Below are 25,135 nucleotides of genomic sequence, written 5' to 3' on the forward strand. Positions count from 1 at the left end.
TCCGTGTCGCCCGACGGCGCCGATAAAGGGGCCGGGCGCGAGACGACGCGCATCAGGCGCCTGCGCCGCCGCCTCTCCGAGCTGCGCAAGCGGCTCTCGGCCGGGCAGCGCTTTCGGGACGGGCTCGAACACGCATTGATGTCCAGCGCAGCGGCACTCGCTGCCTATCTCCCGACGCAGGCGCTGGGGCTGCGCGAGGGCTTCTGGGCGGCGATCACGGCCATCGCGGTGGTGCAGACCGAATTCGGGGCGACACGGACGACGGCGCGCGACCAGTTCGTCGGCGCGGCCATCGGCGGCGGGATCGGCGTCGCGGTCGTGCTGGTCACCGGGCAGAACATCCTTAGCTACCTGCTCGCGGCGGCACTTTCGGTGCTGGCCGCCTGGATGCTGAACGTCGCCAGCGCCGCGCGGCTGGCCGGCATCACCGCCACCATCATCCTGCTCGTTCCCCATCCCGGCACGAGCGCCCAGCAGATGATGCTCTCGCGCGTCGTCGAGGTGGGCTGGGGCGTCAGCGTCGCGATCGCCGTGGTCTGGCTGGCCGAGCGCCTCGATCCGCGCCGGCCGGCCTGATAGGGACTGCTCAGAGTTCGGCGAGCGCCTGGCTGCCGCTCAAGATCGCCCGCGCCGGCCAGGCATGCCAGTTGCCCCGGTGGCGCAGCGCATCGTCGAGCCTGGGCCTGTAGGCGTCGCGCGGAATCTCGATCGTGCCGAACTGTGCGAGGTGTCCGGTCTGGAACTGGGTGTCGAGCAGCCGATAGCCGCCGCGCCTGAGCCGCGCGACGAGATGGACGAGTGCGACCTTGGAGGCGTCGGTCTCGCGGTGGAACATGCTCTCGCCGAAGAAGGCGCCGCCGAGCGACAACCCGTAGAGACCGCCGACGAGGCGCCCTTCGCGCCAGCATTCCACCGTATGGACATGGCCGAGCGCGAAAAGCTCGCTGAAGATCGCGCGGATGCGGCCATTGATCCAGGTCTCCGGGCGGTCCGGGCGGGCTTCGCCGCAGGCGGCGATCACCGCGTCGAAATCGCTGTCGATCCTGATGTCGAAACGGTCCGAGCGGACGGTGCGCGCCAGCCGGCTGGACAGATGGAACCCGTCGAGCGGGATGATGCCGCGCAGTTCCGGCTCCACCCAGAACAGGCTCGGATCGTCGGCGCTCTCCGCCATCGGAAAAATGCCGGCGGCATAGGCGCGCAGCATGATCTCCGGCGTGATCGCGGGCGAGCGGACGGGCACGGAACGGGCCTTCATGCGTGGATGGGAGCGCGGCGTGGGCGGGGAGTCAAACAGAAGCTGCGTGCTCGCAAAGGAGCTGATCGTCTCGTCAGGCGGTCGCCGGTCTCCGCATCGGAGTAGCGGAATGGCAAGCGTCATTCTCGGGCGAAGCGAAGCGCAGACCCGAGAATCTCAGGACCAGAGGGAACTGGTTTCCGAGATGCTCGGGGCAAGCCCGAGCATGACGAGGCTGATCATGCATGGCAGCCGCAGGCAAGTTGGGCGGTGGCCTCAGAAACGACCTGAAAACACCGCCGCAACACGCTGAAAGATCAGCTTTCCGCAGCTTCCTCGCCGGGTGCGCTGTCCTCGACTTCGGCATCGCCCTCGCCATCGTCGTTGATGCACTCCACCGAGACGACCTTCTCGTCCTTGGCGGTGTTGAACACCGTCACGCCCTGTGTCGAGCGGCCCGCGATGCGGATACGGTTGTCCGGACCGGCATCGACCGGCACGCGGATGACCTGGCCGCCATCGGTGACGAGCATCAGCTGGTCGCTGTCCACCGCCGGGAAGGAGGCGACGAGCTTGCCGTTGCGCTCGTTGACGACCATGGCGACGATGCCCTTGCCGCCGCGTCCGGTCACCCGGTACTCGAAGGACGAGGTGCGCTTGCCGTAGCCCCGCTCCGAGATGGTCAGGATGAACTGCTCGGCAGCCCCCATCGCCGTGTACTTCTCGAGCCCGAGCTCGATATCCCCGGCGCTCTCCTCGGCATCGGCCTCGACGGCGGGTGCTGCGTCCGCTCCCTCGTCGGCCTCGCCATTGAGGGCGCGGCGGTTCGCGGCGGCGCGCTTGAGATAGGCGGCGCGCTCGTCCGGCGTGGCATCGAGATGGCGCAGGATCGCGAGCGAGATCACCTCGTCGCCCTTGGCTAGGTTGATGCCGCGCACGCCGGTCGAATCGCGACCCTTGAAGACGCGCACCTCCGGCACCGCGAAGCGGATGCACTGGCCGTCCGCCGTGGTCAGCAGCACGTCGTCGTTCTCGGTGCAGATCTGCACGTCGACGATGTGGTCGCCCTCGTCGAGCTTCATCGCGATCTTGCCGGCGCGATTGACGTTGACGAAGTCGGAGAGCTTGTTGCGGCGCACCCCGCCCGAGGCGGTGGCGAACATCACGTCGAGCGTTTCCCAGCTCGCCTCGTCCTCGGGCAGCGGCATGATCGTGGTGATGCGCTCGCCGGTTTCGAGCGGCAGCATGTTGACCAGCGCCTTGCCGCGCGCGTTCGGCGCCGCCAGCGGCAGCCGCCAGACCTTCTCCTTGTAGACCTGGCCTTCCGAGGAGAAGAACAGCACGGGCGTGTGCGTGTTGGCCACGAACAGCCGCGCGACGAAATCCTCGTCCTTGGTCGCCATGCCGGAGCGGCCTTTGCCGCCGCGCCGCTGCGCCCGATAGGTCGAGAGCGGCACGCGCTTGATGTAGCCGCCATGGCTGACGGTGACGACCATGTCCTCGCGGGCGATCAGGTCCTCGTCGTCGAGATCGGAGCCCCAGTCCTGGATGACCGTGCGGCGCGGCGTCGCGAAGGCGTTCTTGACCTCGGCGAGCTCGCTCTTGACGATCTCCTGGATGCGGGCACGCGAGCGCAGGATGTCGAGATAATCCGCGATCTCCTTGGCGAGCTTCTCCAGCTCGTCGCCGATCTCGTCGCGGCCCAGAGCCGTGAGGCGGGCGAGGCGCAGCTCGAGGATCGCCTTGGCCTGCGCGTCCGACAGGCGATAGGTGCCGTCGGGATTGATCGGGTGGCGCGGATCGTCGACCAGCGCGATCAGCGGCGCGATGTCTTCGGCCGGCCAGTCGCGCGCCATCAGCGATTCATGCGCCGCCGCCGGGGTTGGCGCGGTGCGGATCAGGCGGATGACCTCGTCGATATTGGCGACTGCTGTAGCGAGACCGCAGAGCACATGGGCGCGCTCGCGGGCCTTGTTGAGCAGGTAGCGCGTGCGACGCGAGACCACTTCCTCGCGGAACTCGACGAAGGCCGAGATGAAGTCCTTGAGGTTCAGCACCTCCGGCCGCCCGCCGGTCAACGCGACCATGTTGGCGCCGAAGGAGGTCTGCAGCTGGGTGAAGCGGTAGAGCTGGTTCAGCACGACATCGGCCAGCGCGTCGCGCTTGATCTCGATGACGACGCGGACGCCCTCGCGGCTGGATTCGTCGCGCAGGTCGGAGATGCCCTCGATACGCTTCTCGCGTACCATCTCGGCGATCTTCTCGACCATCGACGCCTTGTTCACCTGGTAGGGAACCTCGGTGACGATGATCGCCTCGCGCTCCTTACGCAGTTCCTCGATATGCGTCTTCGAGCGCATCACGATCGAGCCGCGGCCGGTGTGATAGGCCGAATGGATGCCGCTGCGGCCCATGATCGAGGCGCCGGTCGGGAAATCCGGGCCGGGCACGATCTCGATCAGCTCGTCGATCGAGATCTCGGGGTTGTCGATGAAGGCGACGCAGGCATCGATGACCTCGCCTAGATTATGCGGCGGGATGTTGGTCGCCATGCCCACGGCGATGCCGCCGGCGCCGTTGACCAGCAGATTCGGATAGCGCGCCGGCAGGACGGTCGGCTCGTGCTCCTTGCCGTCGTAGTTCGGCTGGAAATCGACCGTATCGAGATCGAGGTCTTCCAGCAGCGGCATCGCCGCCTTGTCGAGGCGCGCTTCGGTGTAACGGTCGGCGGCGGGGCTGTCGCCGTCCATCGAGCCGAAATTGCCCTGGCCGTCGATCAGCGGCAGGCGCAGCGAGAAGTCCTGCGCCATGCGCACCAAGGCGTCGTAGACCGCGAGATTGCCGTGCGGATGGTACTTACCCATCGTGTCGCCGACGATGCGGGCGCATTTGGTGTAGGGCCGCTCGGGCAGGTTCTTGTTCTCGTGCATGGAGAACAGGATGCGGCGGTGGACCGGCTTCAGGCCGTCGCGGACATCGGGCAGAGCGCGGCTCACGATCACGCTCATGGCGTAATCGAGATAGCTCTTCTTCATCTCGTCGGTGATCGCGATCGGCTTGATGTCGCCGCCGAATTCCGGGGCGCCGTCGCGCTTGTCGTCGGTGTCGTCGCTCAAAGGGAAATGTCCCGATTCCTGCTAGTTTTTCAGGCTTCTGGCTACCCGATTCCGGCCTTTGGCGCCAGCAAAAGCGGGCTCTGTCCCGGCAAAAATAAAGCCTGCGATATCAATCGCTTGCAGGGGGTTTTCTGAGCCGTCCACAAGCGCTGCCACAATCCCGCCTTTCTTGACGGGTGACGACGGGCAAAAGCCGTGGTCAAGTCGGCGCCGCATGTTCATCGAATTCGCCACTTCCGCGCTCGTCACCATGCTGGTGACGCTCGATCCGCCCGGCCTTGCGCCGATCTTCCTGTCGCTGACCCGTGGCATGTCGTCGGGCGAACGTCGGCAGGTCGCCGTGCGCGCCTGCATCATCGCCTTCGGCATCATGGCCTTCTTCGGCGTGGCGGGAGACGTCGTGCTGAAGGCGCTCGGCGTCTCGCTTCCGGCCTTCCGCATCGCCGGCGGGCTGCTGCTGTTCTGGATCGCCTTCGAGATGGTGTTCGAGCGCCGCAACGAGCGCAAGCAGCAGACGGCCGAGACGGCGATCACGCAGGACCATATCCGCAACGTCGCGGCCTTCCCGCTGGCGATCCCGCTGATGGCCGGGCCTGGCGCGCTGACGGCGATGATCCTGCTCGCCGGCCGCGCCGGCGGCGACCCGCTCCTGCTGGTGACGCTGGCGCTGATCTGCGGGCTGGTGATCCTGTCCTGCCTCGCCGTGTTCCTGACCGCGACGCCGATCGCGAAGCTGCTCGGCGTCACCGGCAATGTCGTGTTGACGCGCCTGCTCGGCGTGATCCTGGCGGCGCTCGCCGTTCAGTTCGTCATCGACGGGATAAGAGCGGCGATGCTGGCGGGATAGAGGCGAGGCGGAGCGTTCCGCTTCCGACCCTTTCCGGACTCACGCGCCTAAACTGCGAGGGCAGGGATTTGCTCCGGCTTGCAAGCGGCTCTAACACTTGCGGCCCTAACACTCGGGCGCAGTCGACAATGCAGCTGCGCGACGAGCACAGGAGCAGGATTTGACGGGAGTCGCGAGGGCCGTACAGGTGTCGATCGTCTGCACCGTCCTGCTGTCTGGCACGCCCGTGGCCGCTCGGAGCCTTCTGGGTTGCTTCGCTCGGACTTATGATGCCGCCCATCTTCACCTGCATCTTGACCAGCAGGTTCAGCGCCTCTGGCTTCGCGTCGAAAAGTCCCGCTACGATTCGGGCAAGATCGATTTCGGCATGAATCTCTGGATCAGAGGACGGCAACAGATCTGGCGCGCAGGCGGCCGCTGCGAACAGAGCGCCGAAGGATTGAGCTGCCAGCCCGACACGGACGGCGCCTCCGGACTTCTACTATCGCTGGAGGGTCGCAACCTCAGACTCACGAACCTCGGCAAGCTGAAGATCTTCGACGATGAGACCGGGCCCGATTTGAACGAAAAGCTCATCGACGGTCCCGGCGATGCGACTTTCTTGCTCAGGCCGGCGAGGGGCGCTGTCTGCAACACCTCCCGCTGACGAGCGCTCCGTTGCAGGTCGCCTGACCTCGACGGCGCGATGCCGGGACGCAGGCTTTGCATCCCGGTATCGCGACGGCGTTCATGCTTTACGGCACGGCAGTGCTCAGAACTCCGACCAGCCGCTCTCGTTGACCGCGCGGCCGCGCGCCGGGGCGGACGGTGCCATGGCACGGCCGATCTTGCGCAGGTCGCGGGCCTGTTGCGCCGCGGCGTCGTGCACGATCACGGGCTTGGCCGCAAAGCCAGAGTCGCCTCCGCCGGTGCGGAAGGTCGAGACCAGCCCGTTGAGCTGGGCGATCTTGTCGGAGAGCGAGGCGGCGGAGGCCGCGCTCTCTTCCGCAAGGGCTGCGTTCTGCTGGGTCATCTCATCGAGATGCGCCACTGCCTGACTCATCTCGTCGATGCCGTTGGCCTGCTCGCTGGCGGCTGACGAGATGTCCGAGATCGTCGAGGACACCCGCTGCGACGCCTCCAGGATACGCTGCAGGGCGTCGCCGGCCTGGCGCACCAGCTTGACGCCTTCGCCGACCTCGATGTTCGAGGACGAGATCAGCCCGGAGATGTCTTTGGCCGCCTCGCCGGAGCGTTGTGCCAAAGTGCGCACCTCGGAAGCGACGACCGCAAAGCCCTTGCCGGCATCGCCGGCGCGGGCCGCCTCGACCGCCGCGTTCAGCGCCAGCAGATTGGTCTGGAAGGCGATATCGTCGATCACGCGGATGATGTCGGAGATCTTCTGCGAGGCGGTCTCGATGCGAGCCATGGCATCGACCGCCTGGCCAGCGATTGTGCCGCCGCTTTGCGCCGCCGACATCGCCTCCTCGGCGATCTGGGTCGCCTGGCGCGACGCCTGGGCCGACGCCTTGACCGAGGCCGCGAGCTGCTCGGTGGTGGCGGCAGTCTCCTCGAGCGAGGAGGCCTGCTCCTCCGTGCGCTTCGAGAGGTCGTTGGCGCCCATGTTGATCTCGCGGGCGGCCAGGCCGACATCCGACGAGGTCACCTGGATCGTGCGCACCGTCGCCGAGAGGCGCTCGACAGTGTCGTTGATCGCGCCCTTCAGGTCGGCGAAGCGGCCGCGATAGGCCGTCGCGATCGTCTGGGTCAGGTCGCCGGCCGCGACGGCCGACAGCGTGCCGGCGAATTCGGTCGTCGCCGAATCGACCACGGCATTGATCTCGTTGATGCCGGCGACGAGCTGCTGCATCTGCTCGTCGGCCTGCTCGATCTCGAGCCTGGCCGAGAAGTCACCGGCGGCGGCGGAGGCGACGACCTCGCCGATGTCGCTGACGATGCGGGCCATCGAGTCGGCGCGTTCGAGCCTGGCCTTGGCCTCGGTGCGCTCCTGCTCCTCGAGAGCGCGGATCTTCTGCAGGTTGCCCTGGAAGATCTGCAGCGCCGCCGCCATCGCGCCGACCTCGTCCTTGCGGTCGGCATGCGGCACGGCGGGCTGAAGATCGCCCTCGGCGAAGCGCGTCATGATGCCGGTCAGTTCGCGCAGCGGGCTGATCGCCTTGAGCGACCACCAGGCGATCGTACCGCCGACCAGCAGGCCGACACCGCACAGGATCATCGTGAGCAGCGTGAAGCTCTGTGCCACGCCGCGCACGTCGTGTCCGAGCGCCTGATTCTTCGCCTCTTCCAGGTCGATGAACTGGTTGATCCGGCCGAGCCATTCGGTGAAGAGCGGCTTCGCCTGCGTCATCAGCACGGACTTGGCCTGCTCGCCATCGCCGGCGCGCTGCAGATCGATCACCTTGGCGATCAGCGGCATCGTCTTGGCCTCGGTCTCCTTGATGCTGGCCAGGATGCGCTGCTCGTCGGCATTGCCCGCCGCGCTGCCGGCATAGAGCGCATCGAGCGCAACTGCCGACTTGCGATAGTTCTCGGCCAGCCTGGCGATGTCGTCGACATTAGCCTGAAGATCGCGCGCACCGCCGAGGCTGACGTCGCGCAGGCTGATCGCACGGTCGTGCACGCTGCCGCGGAAGTTGATCGCGAAGCGCTGCTTCACGGAATTGACGTCGTTGATGGTCGTCAGGCCGTCATTGATGACACCGACACGGTCGACGCTGACGACCGCGAGCGCGATCAGCATGACGAGAATGATGCCGAAGCCGACGACGAGGCGTTGGCCGATCTTGAGCTTCTTGATCATATCCGTCTTGCTCTTCTGCGTGGGGCTTAGGCCGGGGAGGGCTTGGCAGGGATAGTCGGCTCGACATCGCGGGGAGCGACGCCGACCACGCCGGGTTCGGGGGAGAACGAACGACCCTGGGCCGCCGCCAGCTGCGCACGCGGGTAACCCCTGCCTGCAACCGGGCCCATATCATTCCCCCTCCGCTCGGATCGCGATACGGCGCCTGCCGACCTCCGATCCGCTTCTTGCGCGGTCGGGTTCACGATGGTCATTTGTGGTAAATATTCGGTGAAACGCTGGGGCATGCGGCCGATGATGGCGCGTTGCCAAAGAAGCATCCGGCAGCTTCTGTTACGTTTTACAATTAATCTAAGACAACGACTCGGTCGAAATTAAGTATTATCGAAGATATAACTCTGGGGCACCACGATCTGCCCAGATCAAGCAGCGGTTGCCGCGGCGCAGGGTGCCGGCGCGTTCACATGGTCACGCGCGGCGGGCGGCTCTCGGCCCGCCGGGGAATCAGGCTGGCCTGTGAGGCGAATGCCGCGAATCGATGCGGCGTTCGCCTCGTCGCGCCAGCGTCCGCGGGTCACTTCGCCAGAAACGCCCGGATCGCGCCTTCGGCCTGCTTCATCGACATCACGCCGTCGAGATGGCCACGCGAGCCGTCGATGGTGACATGGGTGATGTCGCGGCCGGCATCCTTGGCCGCCTTCACCGTGCGCTCGACCGCGTCCGGCGTGAAGACGAGGTCCTTCGGCTGGGTGATGTAGAGCATCGGCGCCCTGATCTTCGCCATGCCATCCGCGAGCGAGGTGCCGCCGGCAGTGAAGAGCTGGTTCGCCTTGATCAGGTAGAGGAAGTGATTGGCGTCCGAGACCTTGGCGCGAGCGGCGCCGGCATTGTCGAGCACGCTCTGGAACTGGAACCTGTTGAGCAGCGCCTTGGCCGGATCGTCGCCCTCCTTGGCCGGCCTGCGGCCGAAGGTGGCGTTGGCCCAGTCCTGATGGTTGGCCTGTAGCGTCACGGCCGCCAGCGCCTTGGCGAGCCCGGCGAGCGGCGGCGCCTTGCCGTAGTAGTTCCCGCCGTTCCAGTTGGAATCGACCAGGACCGGGGCGGCCCAGACATCGAGCCAGCCGATCAGCATGGCGTCGGCCTCGGCCGCGCCGATCACCGGCATCGCCTTGGCGACCATCTCGGGATGGCTCGCTGCCCATTCGAAGGTCTGGAGCGAGCCCATCGAGGGGCCGGCGACCAGAGCAAGCTTCTTGATTCCGAGGCTTTCGACCAGAGCCTTCTGAACCTCGACGAAGTCACGGATGCCGACGATCGGGAAATCCAGCGCATAGGGCTTGCCGGTATCGGGATCGATCGAGGCCGGGCCGGTGGTCGTCGTCTTCGGGTCGCCGGTGTTGAGGTTCACCAGCGTGTCGGAGGCGATGACGAAATATTTGTCGGTGTCGATCGCCTTGCCGGGGCCGATGATGGCATCCCAGTATCCAGGCGCAGCGTCCGAGGCCGCGTATTTGCCGGCAGCATGCGAATTGCCCGAGAAGAAATGGCAGATCAGCACGGCATTGGATTTGTCGGCGTTGAGGGTGCCGTAGCTCTCCCAGCCGACGCGGACCTGCTTCAGCGTGCGGCCCGACTGGGTCGTGAAGCTCGGCAGCTCGAAGACCTTCTTCTCGACCATCAGATCCTGTGCGCCGGCCATTCCCGCTGCAACCCATCCCGCAAGGGCGAGAACGCCCGTGATCCAAATCCGCATCGCCGCTTCCTCCCTCGGCCGTCATGCGGCCGTTGCCGCATCAGAGCGGATTTCCGCGCCCTGTGGAAGCGGCTTCGCTCAGCGGGTGAGGAGGGCCGGAAAGGCCGTGCCGCTGGCAGGGCTTACGAAGGCCTCGGTCTCCAGCTCGAAGAGCGGGGAAGCCACCGGCCCCTTGAGACTGAAGGGCAGCTTCAGCGCGCTGCTGGTCGAGGCGAGCGAAGCGACCATGTCGAGAGTGCGGCTGCGCAGCGAGGCATTGCCGCTCAGGTTGAAGCGATAGGTTTGGCCGTTCATCTGGGCTTCGGTCAGAACCAGCAGCCCGCCGGCGATGCCTGCATTGGCGGTCAGGCTCTCAAAGGGCGTCTTGCCCTGGCGCCAGTCGCGCAGGGCCTGTGCGGGGTTGCGCTCGGCGCGGCGCAGCAGATCGGAGAAAGCGGCTCCGGCGAGCTCGCCCTGCTTCACGGAGAGGTTGGCACGCCCGGTCAGCGACCCCAGCATCTCGTCGAAGGTGCGGCCGGCACCGTCGAGCGCCAGCTGGAACGTGCCGTTGCCGCTCAGGCGCCCAAGCTGCGGAATATCGCTGCTGGCCTGCCCGATATTCACCTTCTCGAGCCCGGCCTGGAGCTTGATGTCGACGCCGGCAGGGGCGCTGACCGCCAGCAACCGCGTCTTGACGCTGCCGCCATAGGCGCCGGCGCGCAGCAGGCCGGTTTCGAAACGCCCCTTCTTGATCAGGAGGTAGGTCGCGACGTCGTTGAGGCGGGCGCCATTCAGCCTGGCGGCATCGACGGAGATCCTGAGATCGATCTCGCGCGCCGTCCAGGCGTCGAGATCGAGCGGGCCGGTGTCGGCGGCATCGATGGCCGGGATCGGCAGGCGGTTGACGAGACGGCCGATGTCGAGGGTCGCGCCTGCGAGAGTTCCGGAGAGCGCGGCGCGCCCGCCCGCGCCCTCAGACAGCTTGATGACGCCGTCGAGGCGTTCGCCGTCGAGGCTGGCGATGGCGTTGTTGAACGAGGCTTCGTGCGGCTTGAGCTGCAGATCGGCCGAAAGCGTGAGCGCGCCGAGGGCCGAGGCCAGTCGCGAATCCTCGCCGAACCAGCGCAGCAGCTCGGGAACCGACGGCGAGGAGAGGGCGAGAAGACCGTTGACGACAGGCTCCTCCGGCCCCGAGCGCGTGCCGTCGAACCGCAGCTTCAGCAGCGGCGAGGTGACCGAAAGCGCCGCCTTGGCGCTCCCGCCGACCATCGGCCAGCGCAGGTTCACTTCGGTCGGGACGCCGCGCCAGGTGAGGGAGCCGGCCAGGTCGAGCGGCTCGTTCAGGCTGCGCTCGTCGATGACGAGGCTGAGATCGCGCACCACGCTCTGGATGACGCCATTGGCACGCAGGAAGATCGAGCCACCCTGGACGACGATCTTGCTCTGGCTGCGCAGCCTTTCGAGCTCGGCCAGCGGCGCCGCGAGCCATTCGGTCACACCGTCGCTGCCGGGTGCGACCGAGACGTCGATCTGCGGCGCGACGAGGTCGATCCTGTCGAAGCTCAATCGGCCGGTCAGCAGGGGCAGGAGACGCAGATGGGCGCGCACACGGACAGCCTCGCCCGAGAGCGCGCTATCCCGCTGGCTGAAGCCGACGCGGGACAGGCTGATGCGCGGGAACGGCAGGAGCGCGATCTCGGCGCGCTCGATACCTTTGACGACGAAGCCCGTCTTCTCCTCGACCGCGGCGATGGCGCTACGCTCCACCCGGCCGAGCGCGAGATCCCAGGACTGCAATCCGAGCAGCAGGCCGATGACGACGGCAAGGCTGAAGGCGAGGATCGCTGTGCGTCTGGTCATGGACTTCCGAATCGGACGGGCCGAAAGTCAGCCAGCCCCCTGGCGGCGCTTGGTTTAGGCCGATGCGGGCGGGTTGTCGAGGCCGGGAAACCAGCTATCCCAAACGATTTGCACCGGTTTTGGCCAGAACGATGGCCGGATAGAGGCCAGCGAGGATGATCAGCAGGGCAGCGAGCGCGCCATCCTCGAAGACCCCGCGCGAGGCGTGGCCGTAGACCACCGTCGCCAGCGTATCGAGGTTGAGGGGGCGCAGCAGCAGCGTCGCCGGCAATTCCTTCAGGCAATCGACGAAGACGAGCAGCGCCGCGCCGGCGATGGCCGGGCGCATCAATGGCCAATGGATGCGGCGCAGAATCTCGGGCTGGCCGGCGCCGAGCGCACGGGCTGCGTCGTCGATCCGCGGCGAGACGCGGCTGAGGCCGCTCTCCACGCCGGAAACGCCGATGGCGAGGAAGCGCACGACATAGGCGATCACCAGCGCCGCGCCGGAGCCGATCAGCAGCAGGCCCGCCTTGATGCCGAACAGGGCCGTGACGGCATTCGCCAGCACATTGTCGAAGGCGGCGATCGGGATCAGGAGGCCGAGCGCGAGCACGGTGCCCGGCACGGCATAGCCGAGCGAGGCAAGGCGGGCGAGGGGCCTCAGCCAGGATTCGCGGCCGGCGCGGCTGGCGGTGGCGATACCGAGCCCGAGCAGCAGCACGATGGCGGATGCAATGCCCGCGAGCAGCACGGCATTGCCGAGGAGCCGCAGCAGCGCGATGTCGAATTGCGCGAGCAATCCGCGCTGCAGGATCTCGCTGGCGAGGTAGCCGATCGGCAGGATGGCGCCGAACAGGACGGGCAGGGCACAGGCGCCGGTCGCAATGACGGCGGCGCGGCCGCGCAGCGGCTTGCGGCCGGCGGGGCGCGGCTGGCGCACCGGCAGAGCGAAGCGGCGCTGGCCGCGCAGGCGGGCCTCCGTCAGGATCAGCAGGAAGACGACGAGCAGCATCACGCAGGCGATCTGGGCCGCGCCCGGCAGCGAGCCGCGATTGACCCAGGTGGTGTAGATCGAGAGCGTTAGCGAGCGGACGCCGAGATATTCGGTCGCGCCGATATCGTTGAGCGTCTCGAGCAGGACGAGCGTCAGCCCGGCGGCGAGCGCCGGCCGCGCGAGCGGCAGCCCGATGCGCCAGAACAGCCGGCTCGGCGTCGCGCCGAGGCTGCGCGCCGCCTCGACGATCGTCGCACCCTGAATGCTGAAGAGCGCGCGGGTGGTGAGATAGACATAGGGGTAGAGGACGATCGCCATGATCGCGATGGCGCCGGGCAGGTTGCGCGGATCGGGGAACCAGTAGTCGCGCAGCGTGCGCCAGCCGGTGACGGCTCTCAGCCCGCTCTGCAGCGGCCCCTGAAAGCCGAGGAACTCCACATAGATGTAGGCCGTCAGATAGGTCGGCAGGGCCAGCGGCAGCACGAGCAGCCATTCGAAATGGCGCCGGCCGGCGAACTCATACTGTGTCACCAGCCAGGCGGTCCCGATGCCCAGAACGGCGCTGACGACGCCGACGCCGCCGAGCAGCAGCGCGGTCTGGACAAGCGCCGTCGGCAGCACGTTGGCCGCGAGGTGCGGCCAGATTTCCACCGCCTGCGACGATGACAGGGCCGTCGCGACGAGGGCCAGCAGGGGCGTCAGGACAAGGGCGGCGCCCAGCAGCGAGGCCAGGGCAAAACGCGTCGACGGCCGCCACGCGAATGGCGACCGTCCGGAGATTGCGAGCGACGTGCTCGGGCTCAACTGTCGAAGCCGACCTTGTCGACGAGATTGGCGGCGGGCTTGCGCTGCTTGGCGACCTCGGAGAGCGGCAGCTTGTCGGGCGTGATCGTGCCGAGCAGCTTCACCGCGTCGGATTCGGTGACGGCGGGGTTGACCGGAAACTCGAAGTTGCCGTTGGCATAGAGGGCCTGCGCCTTCTCGCCGAGCATATACTCGACCAGCTTGACGGCGTTGTCCTTGTTCGGAGCGTTCTTGGCCAGCGCCGCGGCCGAGACGTTCACATGGGTGCCGCCATTGGCGAAGGTCGTCTTGAGCGGCTTGATCGCGTCGAACCAGCCCTTCTGCTCGTTCTTCGCCTGGCTCATCAGCCCGATATAGTAGGTGTTGATCACGGCGACGTCGCAGAGGCCGGACTGGATGTCGCGGGCCACGTCGCGGTCGCCGCCGCCGGGCTTGCGGGCGGCGTTGGCGCGCAGAGCCTTGAGATAGGTTTCCGCCTTCTCCGGGCCGTTATGCGCGATGAAGGCCGCGAAGAACGCATTGTTGTAGGGGTGCTGGCCGGCGCGGATGCAGAACTTGCCCTTCCACTTGGGATCGGCGAGCTCCTCATAGGTGATGGCATCCTGGGCGACGCGGTCCTTCGAGGCGACGACGATGCGGGCGCGCTTGGTCAGCGTGACCCAGTTGTTGTCCGGGCGAAGCTGCGCCGGGACGATCTTGTCGACCGTCGCCGATTGGATCGGCTGGGTGATGCCGGCCTCGACCGCGGCGTTGATCTCGCCGACATCGACCACCAGCATGACATCGGCGGGGCTGTTGGCGCCCTCGGCGCGGATGCGCTCCTGCAGGCCGTCCTTCAGGAAGACGGCATTGACCTTGATCCCGGTATCCTTGGTGAAGGCTTCGAGCGCGGGGTTGAGCAGGGCCGGCTCGCGGGTGGTGTAGAGATTGACCTCCTGGGCGAGGGCCGGCGCGGCCAGCAGGCAGGACGACAGCGCCAGGGCGTGGAGATGGGCTTTTCTGATCATTTTTACGCTCCGTCGGTGAAGGCGCCAAACGCGCGACGACCGAGCGTTAATGCGCCCCCGGCGAGGCTGTCAACGAAATCGTCCTTTTAAATCAGCGTGTTATACGAATGTGAGCATAGTCTTTATTTGGACTAATTATAATAACACGGCCATGACCTTGGAAAGGCGAGAAGATTTCTCGATGAACCAGGTCGTACGCCTTTAGTCCAAGTCTTCTCTCAGCGTCAGCGTGACGCAGTCGTGATGGGGATCAGGCGCACCGACCCATGCGAAGTCGGATCGAGAGACCCACGCAGCACGGCATCGCTGACAACGTCGTCATCCTGGAGCCTGGCCTCGCGAACCCGCATCTGCCGACGAAGGCTGCTGGCATCGGCCTCCATGCGCGAAATGCCGACCCGTTCGTCGATCTGCTGGCGCTGGCCCTTGGTCAGCTCGGAGGCCGTGCGGAAGTCGCGGAAGTCGCGCCGGCTATAGGGCCAGCTCGATCCGCCTGCGAAGGTCGACACCTTGCCGTCGAGGACGACGCTGTCGCCCGGGCGCAAGGTGATGTCCCGCAGCAGCGAGATGCGGCGCTCCCCGGCCTGCACGATGGCGGGGCGGCAGGCGCGATCGGCCGCCTTCTCATGGCTGTAGGCCATGGGCAGCGCCGCATAGCGCTGCCCATCCGCGGCGACCGCATTGTCGATGCTGGTCGAGCCGGCGGCGGCCCGAAACACCTTGACCGGAATGCCGGGGTTCATCGCCTTGCACAGGGCGTCGTGGGCGCCGATGTCGCTCGCCGAACGCAGAAGGCCGAGCGGGGCATGGAAGCCGTCGCAGAGCCGCACGCAGAAGGTCTGCGCATTGTTGGTGGAAACCAGGGCGGCCCCGGCATCGGCGGGCTTGTGCTGCCGGTTCGCGACTTTCTTCGGAGCCTGCCGGAACGGGTTGATTCCGATCGGCGGGTGAGCGATGCGTCCGTTCGGCTGCATCTGCAGCAGGGGCAGGCGCCAGCCATTGCCGGCGGGGGCATAGGCAGTCGGGCGGACCGATGCGTAGGAAGCGCTCTGCGCCGGGGCGCGTGCCGCCTTGCGCGCGGCTTCTTCCAGAAAGAAGGAGCGGATGCCGGCGTCGTCGTCGGCCTGGACCAGCGAGGCCGTCAACACCATGCCGCCGGAGCCGATCGCGATGCCGAGCACGGTTGCGGCGGCCCAGCGGCCGGCTCGCGACCGAGCGGACCTTGTCTTCTTGGCCGAGCCAACGGGAACGGCCTCGCCGTCACGGGGCAATGCCCGCACGGGGACCTCACGGACTCGCAACATCGCGTCACTCCAACCTACGCTTGTTCCACCGTCCGCCGCCTTTTGGGTGTAGTTTACTTTTCGTTAAGCTTCAACGCTTCCGCCCCGCCGGCGGGGGGAAACCCGCAGGATGCTTAACGCCGGGCAGAGGGCTGCTGGTGGTCGCGCTGGCGATCAGAGTATGGCGAGCAGGACGCCGATCCACATCCCGAACAGGGCGATGACGCCGACGCCGTAGATCGCTCCGCGCAGCGGAAGCTTGTTGGGGCCGAGATGGATGAGCGTGTGGACGACGCGGGTCGCGACGAAGAGCCAGGCCAGCGCGGCCATGACATAGCTCGTCGCATTGACCTCCATCGCCAGCATGATCAGCGCGAAGAAGACGATGGGCGTCTCGAACTGGTTCGAGAAATTCGCGGAGGCGAGCCGGGCGGGGACGGGATAGCGCTCGGTCGAAACGTCGACGTCACCCGGGCGCACCGCGCCCGAGGTGAAGGCGTCCTTCCGGCGCATGGCGAGAATGAGGCCGACCACGAAGATCCAGAGGATCATGGCCAGCGCCGGATAGACCAGCTTCAGTGTCATGTGTCGTGCTCCGCCCCGGCCGTCCGGCCCGCTTGTCGGGGCCAGACTGCACAAAGGCGCGAAAGGCTCAAGACCGGGTCGGGTAGTTCGGGCTCTCGCGCACGATCGTCACGTCATGGACATGGCTCTCGCGCAGGCCGGCGCTGGTGATGCGGATGAAACGGGCCTTGTTGCGATAGTCCTCCAGGGTGCCGCCGCCGACATAGCCCATGGCGGCGCGCAGGCCGCCGGCGAGCTGGTGCAGCACGCTGGAGACGGGCCCCTTATAGGCGACCTGGCCCTCGATACCCTCCGGCACGAGCTTCAGCGCGTCCTTGATGTCCTGCTGGAAGTAGCGATCGGCCGAGCCGCGCGCCATCGCGCCGACCGAGCCCATGCCGCGATAGGCCTTGTAGGAGCGGCCCTGGTACAGGAAGGTTTCGCCCGGGGTCTCGTCCGTGCCCGCCAGCAGCGAGCCGACCATGGCGCAGGAGGCGCCCGCGGCGAGCGCCTTGGCGAGGTCGCCCGAATACTTGATGCCGCCATCGGCGATGACCGGGACGCCCGCCTTGCTGGCGGCCGAGGCGGCATCCATGATCGCTGTCAGCTGCGGCACGCCGACGCCCGCGACGATGCGGGTAGTGCAGATCGAACCCGGGCCGATGCCGACCTTGACCGCATCCGCGCCGGCATCGATCAGGGCCTGTGCCCCGCCGGCGGTGGCGACGTTGCCTGCGATGACCTGCACCGAATTCGAGAGCTTCTTCACCCGGCTGACCGCGTCGAGAACCTTCGACGAATGGCCATGCGCAGTGTCGACGACGATGAGATCGACGCCGGCATCGATCAGCATCTCCGAGCGCTCGAAGCCGAGGTCGCCGGTCGTGGTCGCGGCGGCGACGAGAAGGCGCCCCTGCGAGTCCTTGGCCGCGTTCGGATGGGCGACCTGCTTCTCCATGTCCTTGACGGTGATCAGGCCGATGCAGCGATAGTGATCGTCGACGACGAGCAGCTTCTCGATGCGGAACTGGTGGAGCAGGCGGCGGGCCTCTTCGGGATTCACGCCCTCGCGCACCGTGATCAGCCGCTCCTTGGTCATCAGCTCGGAGACGGGCTGGGCCGGGTTGGCGGCGAAGCGCACATCGCGGTTGGTGACGATGCCGACGAGCTTGCCCTTATGGCCCTGCGGGCCGCGCTCCACCACCGGAATGCCGGAGATGCCGTTGTTCTTCATCAGCGCCAGCGCGTCGGCCAGCGTCTCGTCCGGGTGGATGGTGATCGGGTTGGCGATCATGCCCGACTCGAACTTCTTGACGAGGCGCACCTGCGCCGCCTGCTGATCGGCTTCGAGATTGCGATGGATCACGCCGAGGCCGCCGGCCTGCGCCATGGCGATCGCCATGCGGGCTTCCGTCACCGTATCCATCGCCGAGGCGATGATCGGCAGGTTGAGCGAGATCGACTTGGTGAGCTTGGTGCGGATGTCGACATCGGCCGGCATGACCTCGGACGGGCCGGGCTCAAGCAGCACGTCGTCGAAGGTGAAACCGTCGCGAATCAGACCGTCGAGGGAAAGCGTCATCGTCAACTCCGACGCCGGGCGAAACCGGCTTTTCAAAGGGGCAGGGCGAAAGGCCCAATGCCGAGTTGACGAGGCCCGTTAGCATGCGCGCGTTGCCTCGGCTAGTGCGCGGGGCGGGATTCTTTTGCAGTGCAGAAACGACGCCGGCTCATGGCGGCGCCGTTTCGGTGCTGTTACCCCGGCTCAGCGGGAAGGGCGCTGCGTGATCGGTGCAGCCGGCGCGTCCGGGGCAACGCCGAAGCAACCCGCCGAGTACATCGTGGTGCCCGCGGCATTCGCCATGCGCTGGCAGTCGGACTGATGCATGCAGTTGTTGTAGCGGATGCTGTCGCCATAGCCCTGGGGGGCCGCCTTGTAGTCGCAGCCGGCGCGCCAGTCGTTCGAGGCTGCGGCTGCCGGACCCGTCATGGCTGCGCCGTAGGCAAGGCCGGCGAGCAGGGCGAGAGCTGCCATCCGGACGCTCACGGGCACCCGGCGCGAAAGGGTGGAAACACTTGAAACAGGGGTCATGTCAGCTTCTCCGGAAAGTTACGCCGCGCGCCCCTCGCGACGATCCGGACCAAGCCGGATGTCCGGAAAATGGGGCTTCCCGAGCGCATCTAGGAGTGAGGCAAACGCATGGCAGATTTGTGCCATCCGACGGGGCATAAGCTCAGCGCATGACGGAAGCGCGTGACGAGCCGGCGAAACCGCCGGAAAATGCGACTCCGCCTCTCGTCAGACCGTAACCATCGCATTAATAGCCGAGCTTATGATTTCCACGCGCGCTCGCTTCACTGCGAGGGCGAAAGGTCACAGCCTTGCAACGCGCCAAACTGCTCCCTCTTATCGTCGCCTGCGCGCTGTTCATGGAGAACACGGACTCCACCGTGATCGCGACCTCGCTGCCGGTGATCGCGAAGTCGCTGGGCGAAGACCCGATCGCGCTCAAGCTCGCGCTGACCTCCTATCTCGTCAGCCTCGCCGTCTTCATCCCGATCTCCGGCTGGATGGCCGACCGTTTCGGCGCGCGCACGATCTTCCGCTCGGCGCTCTGCGTCTTCATGTTCGGCTCGATCCTCTGCGCGATGTCGAATTCGCTCGGCGCCTTCGTCGGCGCGCGCTTCGTCCAGGGCATGGGCGGCGCGATGATGGTCCCGGTCGGGCGCCTTGTGATCCTGCGCAGCGTCAGCAAATCCGAGATCGTCGGCGCGCTCGCCTATCTGACGGTTCCCGCGCTCGTCGGCCCGGTGGTCGGGCCGCCGCTCGGCGGCTTCATCACCACCTATTTCGACTGGCGCTGGATCTTCTTCATCAACATCCCGATCGGCCTTATCGGCATCGTGCTGTCTACCCTGTTCTTCGAGGATATCCGCGAGGAGGATGTCGCGCCGCTCGACGTCAAGGGCTTCATCCTGTCCTCCTTCGGCTTCGCCAGCCTGATGCTCGGCCTCGCCACGGGCGGGCGGCATCTGGTGCCGCAATTCGTGTCCTATGGCTGCGCATTGGCCGGGGCGGCGGCGCTGCTGGCCTACTGGTTCCATGCCCGGCGCGTGCCTTACCCGGTGCTCAACCTGTCTCTGTTCCGGATTCCCACCTTCCGCATCGGCGTGATCGGCGGCTCGATCTTCCGCACCGGCATCGGCGCGATTCCCTTCCTGCTGCCGCTGATGCTGCAGCTCGGATTCGGGCTCGATGCGCTGCAATCGGGCCTGATCACCTTCGTCTCGGCGGCCGGCGCGCTGATCATGAAGACGTTGGCGAAGACGATCCTGGCGCGCTACGGCTTCCGCCGCGTGCTGACGTTCAATGCGGTGATCGGCGCGGCCTTCCTCGCGGCATCCGGCCTGTTCACGCCGACGACGCCGCACGCGATCATGCTGTCCGTGCTGCTGATCGGCGGCTGCTTCCGCTCGCTGCAGTTCACCGGCATCAACGCGCTGAGCTATGCCGACGTCTCCAACCGGGACATGTCGAGCGCGACCAGCCTGTCGAGCGTGGCCCAGCAGCTCTCGCTCAGCATGGGTGTGACGATCGGCGCCTTCGCGCTGGAGAGCGTCAACGCCTTCCACGGCGGCCAGGCCCTGGGTGCCGGGGATTTCTGGCCGGCCTTTGCGCTGGTGGGGCTCGTCTCGGCCTCTTCGGTGCTGTGGATGGTGCAACTCGCGCCAGATGCCGGCGCCGAGGTCTCGGGCCATGTCCCGGTCAGCGCCCGCAAGGTCACCGCCGAGGCGATCGCCGATCAGAAGCCGCTCGAATAGCACTTGGATCAAGTCCGTTGCTGGCTTCGATTGTCGGCAAGCCTTTGATCATGAACTTTCTAACGACGCGCGGCAGTCAGGTGTGTTCCACGGGCGCCTTGCTTTGGCGGCCGAATACAATCAGCCAGAACACAGCGCCGCCTAGCGCGCCTGCCGAAAATTTTTCCACGTAGGATCTGATTTTGTAGATTCGGCCGGCGGCAGTCAGAACCCCGTCTTTCACCAGCCAGACATTGTCGAACTTGGCACTGAAGCCGTCTGACGATGACAAAAGCTCTAGGAGCAGCCAAGGTAAGATTGCGACGAGGCCAGCCGTCGTGCAGACGAAAGCAAGGCTGAGACGCCCGCAATCTCTTACGACCAAGTAGATAGGCAGCGCCAAGAACAGCGTCGCCGGGTAGGCGCCCACCGTCAACACAACCATAAATCTTCGGAAAAAACGGTCGTCGAGGCCGAACGCGTAAACGGCATACAGCGCACTTGCCGCAAGTGTCCCAGCGCCATCGCGAACAAAACGCGCTTTAGTGAGGGCAAGTCCACCCCTTTCAAGCCCCGGTCTCAGCGCCAAGACCGGGCTCATCCGCCTTGCGCCTATACCCCGTGGCCAACACGTAGAGCTCCGACGAGTCGGAGCGGCTCGCGGCCGGCTTGACGTTGCGCACCGTGGTGAAGTCGCGCTTGAGCTGGGCCAGCAGCTCGGCGCTCTCGCCACCCTGGAAGAGCTTGGCGAGGAAGAAGCCGCCGGGCGCCAGCACGCTGTGCGCGAATTCGACTGCCGCCTCGGCCAGCGCAATGATCTTGAGATGGTCGGTCTTCTTGTGGCCGGTGGTGTTGGCGGCCATGTCGGACATCACGCCATCGGCCGGTCCGCCGAGGCGCTCGGTCAGCAGGGCCAGGGCCTCCTCGGCCATGAAGTCCATCTCGATCAGGTCGACGCCGGGGATCGGGTCGACCGGCAGCAGGTCGATGCCGACGATGCGCCCCTTGCCGTTCTCCAGCCCAATGCGCTTGGCCGCGATCTGGCACCAGCCGCCCGGCGCGCAGCCGAGATCGAGCAGGCGCTGCCCGGGCTTCAGGAACTTGTAGCGGTCGTCCATCTCCTCGAGCTTGAACGCGGCGCGGGAGCGATAGCCCATTTCCCTGGCGCGCTTCACATAGGGGTCGTTGAGCTGGCGCTCGAGCCAGAGCTGCGAGGAATGCTTGAGCTTGCCGGCCTTCTTCACCTTGACGCGCATGTCGCGCGCGCCGGCGGATTTTCCGCCGCCGGTCTTGCCGCCCGATTTTCCGGTACTCATGGTCTCAACCTATTTCCGCCGCCACCAGGCGCGGTCCTCGTGCATCATGCGCAGCAGCATGCCTTCGCGCAGCCCGCGATCGGCGATGCGCACGCGCTCGCTCGGAAAGGCACGGCGGATCGCCTCGAAGATCGCGCAGCCGGCCAGCACCAGATCCGCGCGCTCGCGGCCGATGCAGGCATTGGCCGCCCGGGCGGCATAGTCCATCTCGATCAACCGGTCGATGACGGCGAGGATGTCGCGCTGCTGCATCCACAGCCCGTCCACCTCGCGGCGGTCGTAGCGCGGCAGGTCGAGATGGATGCCGGCGACGGTCGTCACGGTCCCTGAGGTGCCGAGCAGATGGAAGCCCTTGGCGCTGCGCGCCGCTGCGGCCTTTTTCGCAAAGGGCTCAAGCGCCTGCGCGCTATCCTGCACCATTCGCTCGAAGAGTTCGCGGCTCACCTGGATGCCGCCATAGCGTTCCGCGACGGTGACCACGCCGATCGGCAGCGAGGCCCATTCGCGGATGCGAGCGGCCGGGTCGCGCGCCTCGCTGCGCCCGCCGAGCCAGACGATCTCGGTCGAGCCGCCGCCGATGTCGAAGACGATGACGCTTTCCGCCGCAGGGTCCGTCAATGCCGCGCAGCCGGAGACGGCGAGAGAGGCCTCGGTCCGCTGGTCGATGATCTCGAGCGAGAGCTCGGCCTCCGCCGCGACGCGGCGGATGAAGTCGAGCCCGTTTGTCGCGGCGCGGCACGCTTCGGTGGTGACGAGCCGGGCGCGGGTGACCCCGCGATTCGCCATCTTGCCGCGGCAGATCTTCAGCGCCTCGACCGCGCGGTCCATGGCGGCATCCGCCAGCTTGCTGCTGGCGGCCAGGCCTTCGCCGAGGCGAACGATGCGGGAGAAGGCATCGACGACGCGGAAGCCGTGCTGCGCCGGGCGCGCGATCAGAAGCCGGCAGTTGTTCGTGCCGAGATCGAGCGCCGCATAGGTCGCGATGGTCCGCGGATCGATCGAAGCCGGATCATAGGTCTTGAAGGCCGCGCTAACCGAAGCGGCGCCGGCCCGTTGCGGATCGGCGTTAGGTCTACGCGGCGGCGTCACATGCGTGACGTCCCGTTGCTGCCGGTCCTCGACCGCCACCTTTTCAATCCCTTGACCTGCCGGGCGCATCGGTCCGGCAGGGGCCGCGACGCAGCGCAGCCCGTTGCTTCGATGTTGAGCTAACTACAGCCCAAGCCCCATGCCAAGCGGAACCTTGCCGCGGCGCCCCGCCGGCCTTGCGCGAGCGGGGGCTGATCGGCAGTGTCCGCTGGCTGGCATGCCGGCAAATGCAGATGAGGGCAGGGAATCGCCATGGCCGCCAGACACATCCTCGCCATCGATCAGGGCACGACTTCGTCGCGCGCGATCCTGTTCAACGCGTCCCTTTCGGTCGGCGCCACCGCCCAGCAGGAGTTTCCGCAACATTTCCCCGCTTCGGGCTGGGTCGAGCACGAGCCGGAGGATATCTGGGACAGCGTGCTGGCGACGGCCCGCGAAGCGATGTCCAAAGGCGGGTTGGGCGCGAGCGACGTCGCCGCCATCGGAATCACCAACCAGCGCGAGACGACGCTGATCTGGGACCGCAGGACGGGCCGGGCGATCCACCGCGCCATCGTCTGGCAGGACCGGCGCACGGCGCAGACCTGCGCGAATCTCGTCGCCGCCGGCCATGAGGAGTTGGTAGCTGCGCGCACCGGCTTGCGCATCGACCCCTATTTCTCCGCCACCAAGATCGCCTGGCTGCTCGACAATGTTCCCGGAGCCAGACGCCGTGCGGAGGCCGGCGAGCTCGCTTTCGGCACGGTCGACGCCTTCCTGCTCTGGCGTTTGACCGGCGGTGCCGTCCACGCCACGGACGCGACCAACGCCGCGCGCACCATGCTGTTCGACATCGGCCGCGGCGTCTGGGATGCCGAACTCCTCGCTCTCTTCGGAATCCCCGCCGCTATCCTGCCGGAGGTGCGCGATTGCGCCGCCCATTTCGGCGACACGGTGCCGGAGCTCTTCGGTTCGCCGATCCCGGTGCGCGGCATTGCGGGGGACCAGCAGGCGGCGACGATCGGGCAGGCCTGCTTCACGCCGGGAATGGTGAAATCGACCTACGGCACCGGCTGCTTCGCGCTGCTCAACACCGGCGACAAGCCGGTTCGCTCGAAACACCGCCTGCTCAGCACCGTGGCCTATCAGCTCGGCGGCAAGCGCACCTATGCGCTCGAAGGCTCGATCTTCATCGCCGGCGCGGCCGTGCAGTGGCTGCGCGACGGGCTCGGCATCATCGAGAAGGCGAGCGAGACCGGCCCGCTCGCCGAGGCGGCCGATCCCGAGCAGGACGTCTATCTCGTGCCGGCCTTCGTCGGCTTGGGCGCACCGCATTGGGATGCGCATGCCCGCGGCGCGATGTTCGGCCTGACCCGCAATTCCGGGCCGCGCGAGTTCGCCCGCGCGACGCTGGAAAGCGTCTGCTACCAGACGCTCGACCTGATCGAGGCGATGCACGCCGATTGGCCGGAGGCCGGGCAGGGCGGGCGCTCGGTGCTCAGGGTCGATGGCGGCATGGTCGCCTCCGACTGGACGATGCAGCGCCTCGCCGACATCCTCGACCTGCCGGTCGACCGGCCGACGGTGCTCGAGACGACGGCGCTCGGCGCGGCCTATCTCGCCGGTCTCGATGCGGGGTTGCTGCCGGAGCCGGAGCGCTTCGCCGATCAGTGGCGGCTGGAACGGCGCTTCTCGCCGGCCATGGCTGCGAGCCAGCGCGAGCACAAGGTCCGCGGCTGGCACGACAGCGTAAGGCGGACGCTGAGCGCAAGGTGACCGAAACGCCAGCGCAGATCATCAAGGCTCGGGAGACCATCGCCGACACTGTGGGCCGGGGCGAACTGCTCCAGCACGGAACCACGCCGTCATCCCGGGCCTGACCCGGGATCCATGCCGGAGCGTTTACGAGGGATGGTCCGGCAGCCATATCCGTCGTCTTCTCGCCGGCGTTTGCCTCTCCGAAACGACTATCGGCGCATGTTCCGGAAGACTGTCGGCGAGGTGCGATGTGGAAACGTCTCTTTATGGACCCGTCAAGCGCTTCCTCGAAGGCTTGGGTTATACCGTCAAGGGAGAAATAGGGCCCTGCGATCTCGTCGGGCTTCGGGACGATGACCCCTCCGTGGTGGTGATCGGCGAGCTGAAGCTGACGTTCAATCTCGAACTCGTTCTGCAGGGCGTCGACCGACTGAGTCTCGGCGACGAGATCTGGCTGGCCGCCGAACTGTCCGCCAAGGGCAGGGGCCGCGAAAGCGATCCGCGATATCGCAATCTCTGCCGGCGGCTCGGCTTTGGAATGCTGGGCGTTTCCAAATCCGGCCGCGTCGACATCCTCGTGTCTCCGACCGCGCCGATACCGCGAAAGGATTCCCGCCGGCGTTCGAGATTGGTGGATGAGCACAAGCGGCGTCAGGGCGACCCCGTCGCTGGCGGAGGCACGCGCAAGCCGATCATGACGGCCTATCGCCAGCAGGCGCTCGCATGCGCAGCGGCGATGTCATCGGGGCCGCAGCGGCCGCGCGACCTCAAGCCATCCTTTCCCGATGCCCAGAAAATCCTGCGCCGCAATGTCTATGGCTGGTTCGAACGCTCTGGGCGCGGCGTCTACGCGTTGACCGAGACGGGCCGCAGCGCATTGGCAACGTGGCTGCCCCAGCCTTCGCTGAGGCAGGAGGAAAGCGTGGTATCCGCTTAGGTACTGACCATCGGCGCGCGAAAGGCGTC

The 25,135-nt window shown here is 66.8% G+C and carries 21 protein-coding genes; 6 read left to right on the forward strand and 15 right to left on the reverse strand.

The annotated features are described in order from the left end of the window. The first annotated feature begins 3 nt into the window (after positions 1-3). The gene (locus NWE53_RS04570; protein WP_265053188.1) at positions 4-576 is read left to right on the forward strand and encodes an FUSC family protein; all 573 of its coding nucleotides are present in this window, start codon (positions 4-6) and stop codon (positions 574-576) included. 10 nt (positions 577-586) lie between these two features. On the opposite strand, the gene aat is transcribed toward NWE53_RS04570, so the two are convergent. From aat to NWE53_RS04585, 3 genes are all read right to left on the reverse strand, one after another. Then, positions 587-1,258: a leucyl/phenylalanyl-tRNA--protein transferase gene (gene aat / locus NWE53_RS04575; protein ID WP_265053189.1), complete on the reverse strand. Its 672-nt coding sequence runs from the start codon at positions 1,256-1,258 to the stop codon at positions 587-589. 296 nt (positions 1,259-1,554) lie between these two features. Continuing rightward, a complete protein-coding gene (gene gyrA, locus NWE53_RS04580; RefSeq protein ID WP_265053190.1) occupies positions 1,555-4,353 on the reverse strand; it encodes a DNA gyrase subunit A in 2,799 nt (932 codons plus the stop codon). A gap of 21 nt (positions 4,354-4,374) precedes the next feature. Continuing rightward, the gene (locus tag NWE53_RS04585) at positions 4,375-4,575 is read right to left on the reverse strand and encodes a hypothetical protein (RefSeq protein ID WP_265053191.1); all 201 of its coding nucleotides are present in this window, start codon (positions 4,573-4,575) and stop codon (positions 4,375-4,377) included. Here NWE53_RS04585 and NWE53_RS04590 point away from each other — a divergent pair. Beyond that, the gene (locus tag NWE53_RS04590; RefSeq protein ID WP_265053192.1) at positions 4,568-5,200 is read left to right on the forward strand and encodes a MarC family protein; all 633 of its coding nucleotides are present in this window, start codon (positions 4,568-4,570) and stop codon (positions 5,198-5,200) included. The genes NWE53_RS04585 and NWE53_RS04590 overlap by 8 nt on opposite strands. Before the next feature lie 187 nt (positions 5,201-5,387). Next, positions 5,388-5,846 carry a hypothetical protein gene (locus tag NWE53_RS04595; protein ID WP_265053193.1) on the forward strand — a complete coding sequence of 153 codons (459 nt, stop codon included), beginning with the start codon at positions 5,388-5,390 and terminating at the stop codon, positions 5,844-5,846. Between the two features lie 105 nt (positions 5,847-5,951). On the opposite strand, the gene NWE53_RS04600 is transcribed toward NWE53_RS04595, so the two are convergent. The 9 genes from NWE53_RS04600 to NWE53_RS04640 form a co-directional block, all read right to left on the reverse strand. After that, complete coding sequence (locus NWE53_RS04600) at positions 5,952-8,000, reverse strand: methyl-accepting chemotaxis protein (protein ID WP_265053194.1); 2,049 nt, start codon at positions 7,998-8,000, stop codon at positions 5,952-5,954. 574 nt (positions 8,001-8,574) lie between these two features. Further along, positions 8,575-9,753 (reverse strand): E22 family MetX-like putative esterase, encoded by a 1,179-nt coding sequence (locus tag NWE53_RS04605; protein ID WP_265053195.1) that lies wholly within the window; start codon positions 9,751-9,753, stop codon positions 8,575-8,577. A 78-nt stretch (positions 9,754-9,831) separates the two neighbouring features. Continuing rightward, on the reverse strand, positions 9,832-11,592 hold the full coding sequence (locus tag NWE53_RS04610) for an AsmA family protein (RefSeq protein ID WP_265053196.1): 1,761 nt from the start codon (positions 11,590-11,592) through the stop codon (positions 9,832-9,834). A 94-nt stretch (positions 11,593-11,686) separates the two neighbouring features. Next, a complete protein-coding gene (locus NWE53_RS04615; protein ID WP_265053197.1) occupies positions 11,687-13,372 on the reverse strand; it encodes an ABC transporter permease in 1,686 nt (561 codons plus the stop codon). Beyond that, positions 13,369-14,379 carry an extracellular solute-binding protein gene (locus NWE53_RS04620; protein WP_265053198.1) on the reverse strand — a complete coding sequence of 337 codons (1,011 nt, stop codon included), beginning with the start codon at positions 14,377-14,379 and terminating at the stop codon, positions 13,369-13,371. The genes NWE53_RS04615 and NWE53_RS04620 overlap by 4 nt, the downstream gene beginning before the upstream one ends. A gap of 224 nt (positions 14,380-14,603) precedes the next feature. Beyond that, entirely contained in the window at positions 14,604-15,683 is a 1,080-nt protein-coding gene (locus NWE53_RS04625) for a DUF2865 domain-containing protein (protein ID WP_265053199.1), read from the reverse strand. Positions 15,684-15,836: 153 nt separating this feature from the next. Further along, the gene (locus tag NWE53_RS04630; protein WP_265053200.1) at positions 15,837-16,247 is read right to left on the reverse strand and encodes an MAPEG family protein; all 411 of its coding nucleotides are present in this window, start codon (positions 16,245-16,247) and stop codon (positions 15,837-15,839) included. Positions 16,248-16,314: 67 nt separating this feature from the next. Continuing rightward, positions 16,315-17,808, reverse strand: a complete 1,494-nt coding sequence (gene guaB, locus NWE53_RS04635; RefSeq protein ID WP_265053201.1) for an IMP dehydrogenase — start codon at positions 17,806-17,808, stop codon at positions 16,315-16,317. Positions 17,809-17,991: 183 nt separating this feature from the next. Further along, positions 17,992-18,318: a hypothetical protein gene (locus NWE53_RS04640; RefSeq protein WP_265053202.1), complete on the reverse strand. Its 327-nt coding sequence runs from the start codon at positions 18,316-18,318 to the stop codon at positions 17,992-17,994. Positions 18,319-18,608: 290 nt separating this feature from the next. On the opposite strand from NWE53_RS04640, the gene NWE53_RS04645 reads away from it, so the two are divergent. Continuing rightward, positions 18,609-20,048 carry an MFS transporter gene (locus NWE53_RS04645; RefSeq protein ID WP_265053203.1) on the forward strand — a complete coding sequence of 480 codons (1,440 nt, stop codon included), beginning with the start codon at positions 18,609-18,611 and terminating at the stop codon, positions 20,046-20,048. A 76-nt stretch (positions 20,049-20,124) separates the two neighbouring features. Here the strand turns inward: NWE53_RS04645 and NWE53_RS04650 are convergent, their stop codons facing one another. From NWE53_RS04650 to NWE53_RS04660, 3 genes are read right to left on the reverse strand one after another with little or no spacing between them, the layout of a single operon-like run. Beyond that, on the reverse strand, positions 20,125-20,616 hold the full coding sequence (locus NWE53_RS04650; RefSeq protein ID WP_265053204.1) for a hypothetical protein: 492 nt from the start codon (positions 20,614-20,616) through the stop codon (positions 20,125-20,127). Further along, positions 20,594-21,343: an RlmE family RNA methyltransferase gene (locus tag NWE53_RS04655; RefSeq protein ID WP_265053205.1), complete on the reverse strand. Its 750-nt coding sequence runs from the start codon at positions 21,341-21,343 to the stop codon at positions 20,594-20,596. Before NWE53_RS04655 ends, NWE53_RS04650 begins: the two co-directional genes overlap by 23 nt. Positions 21,344-21,352: 9 nt before the next feature. Further along, positions 21,353-22,501: a Ppx/GppA phosphatase family protein gene (locus NWE53_RS04660; protein WP_442864956.1), complete on the reverse strand. Its 1,149-nt coding sequence runs from the start codon at positions 22,499-22,501 to the stop codon at positions 21,353-21,355. A gap of 183 nt (positions 22,502-22,684) precedes the next feature. On the opposite strand from NWE53_RS04660, the gene glpK reads away from it, so the two are divergent. After that, positions 22,685-24,187, forward strand: a complete 1,503-nt coding sequence (gene glpK / locus NWE53_RS04665; protein ID WP_265053207.1) for a glycerol kinase GlpK — start codon at positions 22,685-22,687, stop codon at positions 24,185-24,187. Positions 24,188-24,419: 232 nt separating this feature from the next. After that, on the forward strand, positions 24,420-25,106 hold the full coding sequence (locus NWE53_RS04670; protein WP_265053208.1) for a DUF2161 domain-containing phosphodiesterase: 687 nt from the start codon (positions 24,420-24,422) through the stop codon (positions 25,104-25,106). The last annotated feature ends 29 nt before the right edge of the window (positions 25,107-25,135 follow it).

This window comes from Bosea sp. NBC_00550, from assembly GCF_026020075.1.
In the GTDB taxonomy this organism is placed as follows: domain Bacteria; phylum Pseudomonadota; class Alphaproteobacteria; order Rhizobiales; family Beijerinckiaceae; genus Allobosea.

Bases quoted from the DNA above. Each gene is read 5' to 3' on its own strand.
- NWE53_RS04655 (WP_265053205.1), bottom strand. From the start codon at position 21,343: ATGAGTACCGGAAAATCGGGCGGCAAGACCGGCGGCGGAAAATCCGCC.
- aat (WP_265053189.1), bottom strand. From the start codon at position 1,258: ATGAAGGCCCGTTCCGTGCCCGTCCGCTCGCCCGCGATCACGCCGGAG.
- NWE53_RS04590 (WP_265053192.1), top strand. From the start codon at position 4,568: ATGTTCATCGAATTCGCCACTTCCGCGCTCGTCACCATGCTGGTGACG.
- NWE53_RS04585 (WP_265053191.1), bottom strand. From the start codon at position 4,575: ATGAACATGCGGCGCCGACTTGACCACGGCTTTTGCCCGTCGTCACCC.
- NWE53_RS04660 (WP_442864956.1), bottom strand. From the start codon at position 22,501: ATGCGCCCGGCAGGTCAAGGGATTGAAAAGGTGGCGGTCGAGGACCGG.
- guaB (WP_265053201.1), bottom strand. From the start codon at position 17,808: ATGACGCTTTCCCTCGACGGTCTGATTCGCGACGGTTTCACCTTCGAC.
- NWE53_RS04620 (WP_265053198.1), bottom strand. From the start codon at position 14,379: ATGATCAGAAAAGCCCATCTCCACGCCCTGGCGCTGTCGTCCTGCCTG.
- NWE53_RS04605 (WP_265053195.1), bottom strand. From the start codon at position 9,753: ATGCGGATTTGGATCACGGGCGTTCTCGCCCTTGCGGGATGGGTTGCA.
- NWE53_RS04630 (WP_265053200.1), bottom strand. From the start codon at position 16,247: ATGACACTGAAGCTGGTCTATCCGGCGCTGGCCATGATCCTCTGGATC.
- NWE53_RS04600 (WP_265053194.1), bottom strand. From the start codon at position 8,000: ATGATCAAGAAGCTCAAGATCGGCCAACGCCTCGTCGTCGGCTTCGGC.
- NWE53_RS04610 (WP_265053196.1), bottom strand. From the start codon at position 11,592: ATGACCAGACGCACAGCGATCCTCGCCTTCAGCCTTGCCGTCGTCATC.
- glpK (WP_265053207.1), top strand. From the start codon at position 22,685: ATGGCCGCCAGACACATCCTCGCCATCGATCAGGGCACGACTTCGTCG.
- NWE53_RS04625 (WP_265053199.1), bottom strand. From the start codon at position 15,683: ATGTTGCGAGTCCGTGAGGTCCCCGTGCGGGCATTGCCCCGTGACGGC.
- NWE53_RS04640 (WP_265053202.1), bottom strand. From the start codon at position 18,318: ATGACCCCTGTTTCAAGTGTTTCCACCCTTTCGCGCCGGGTGCCCGTG.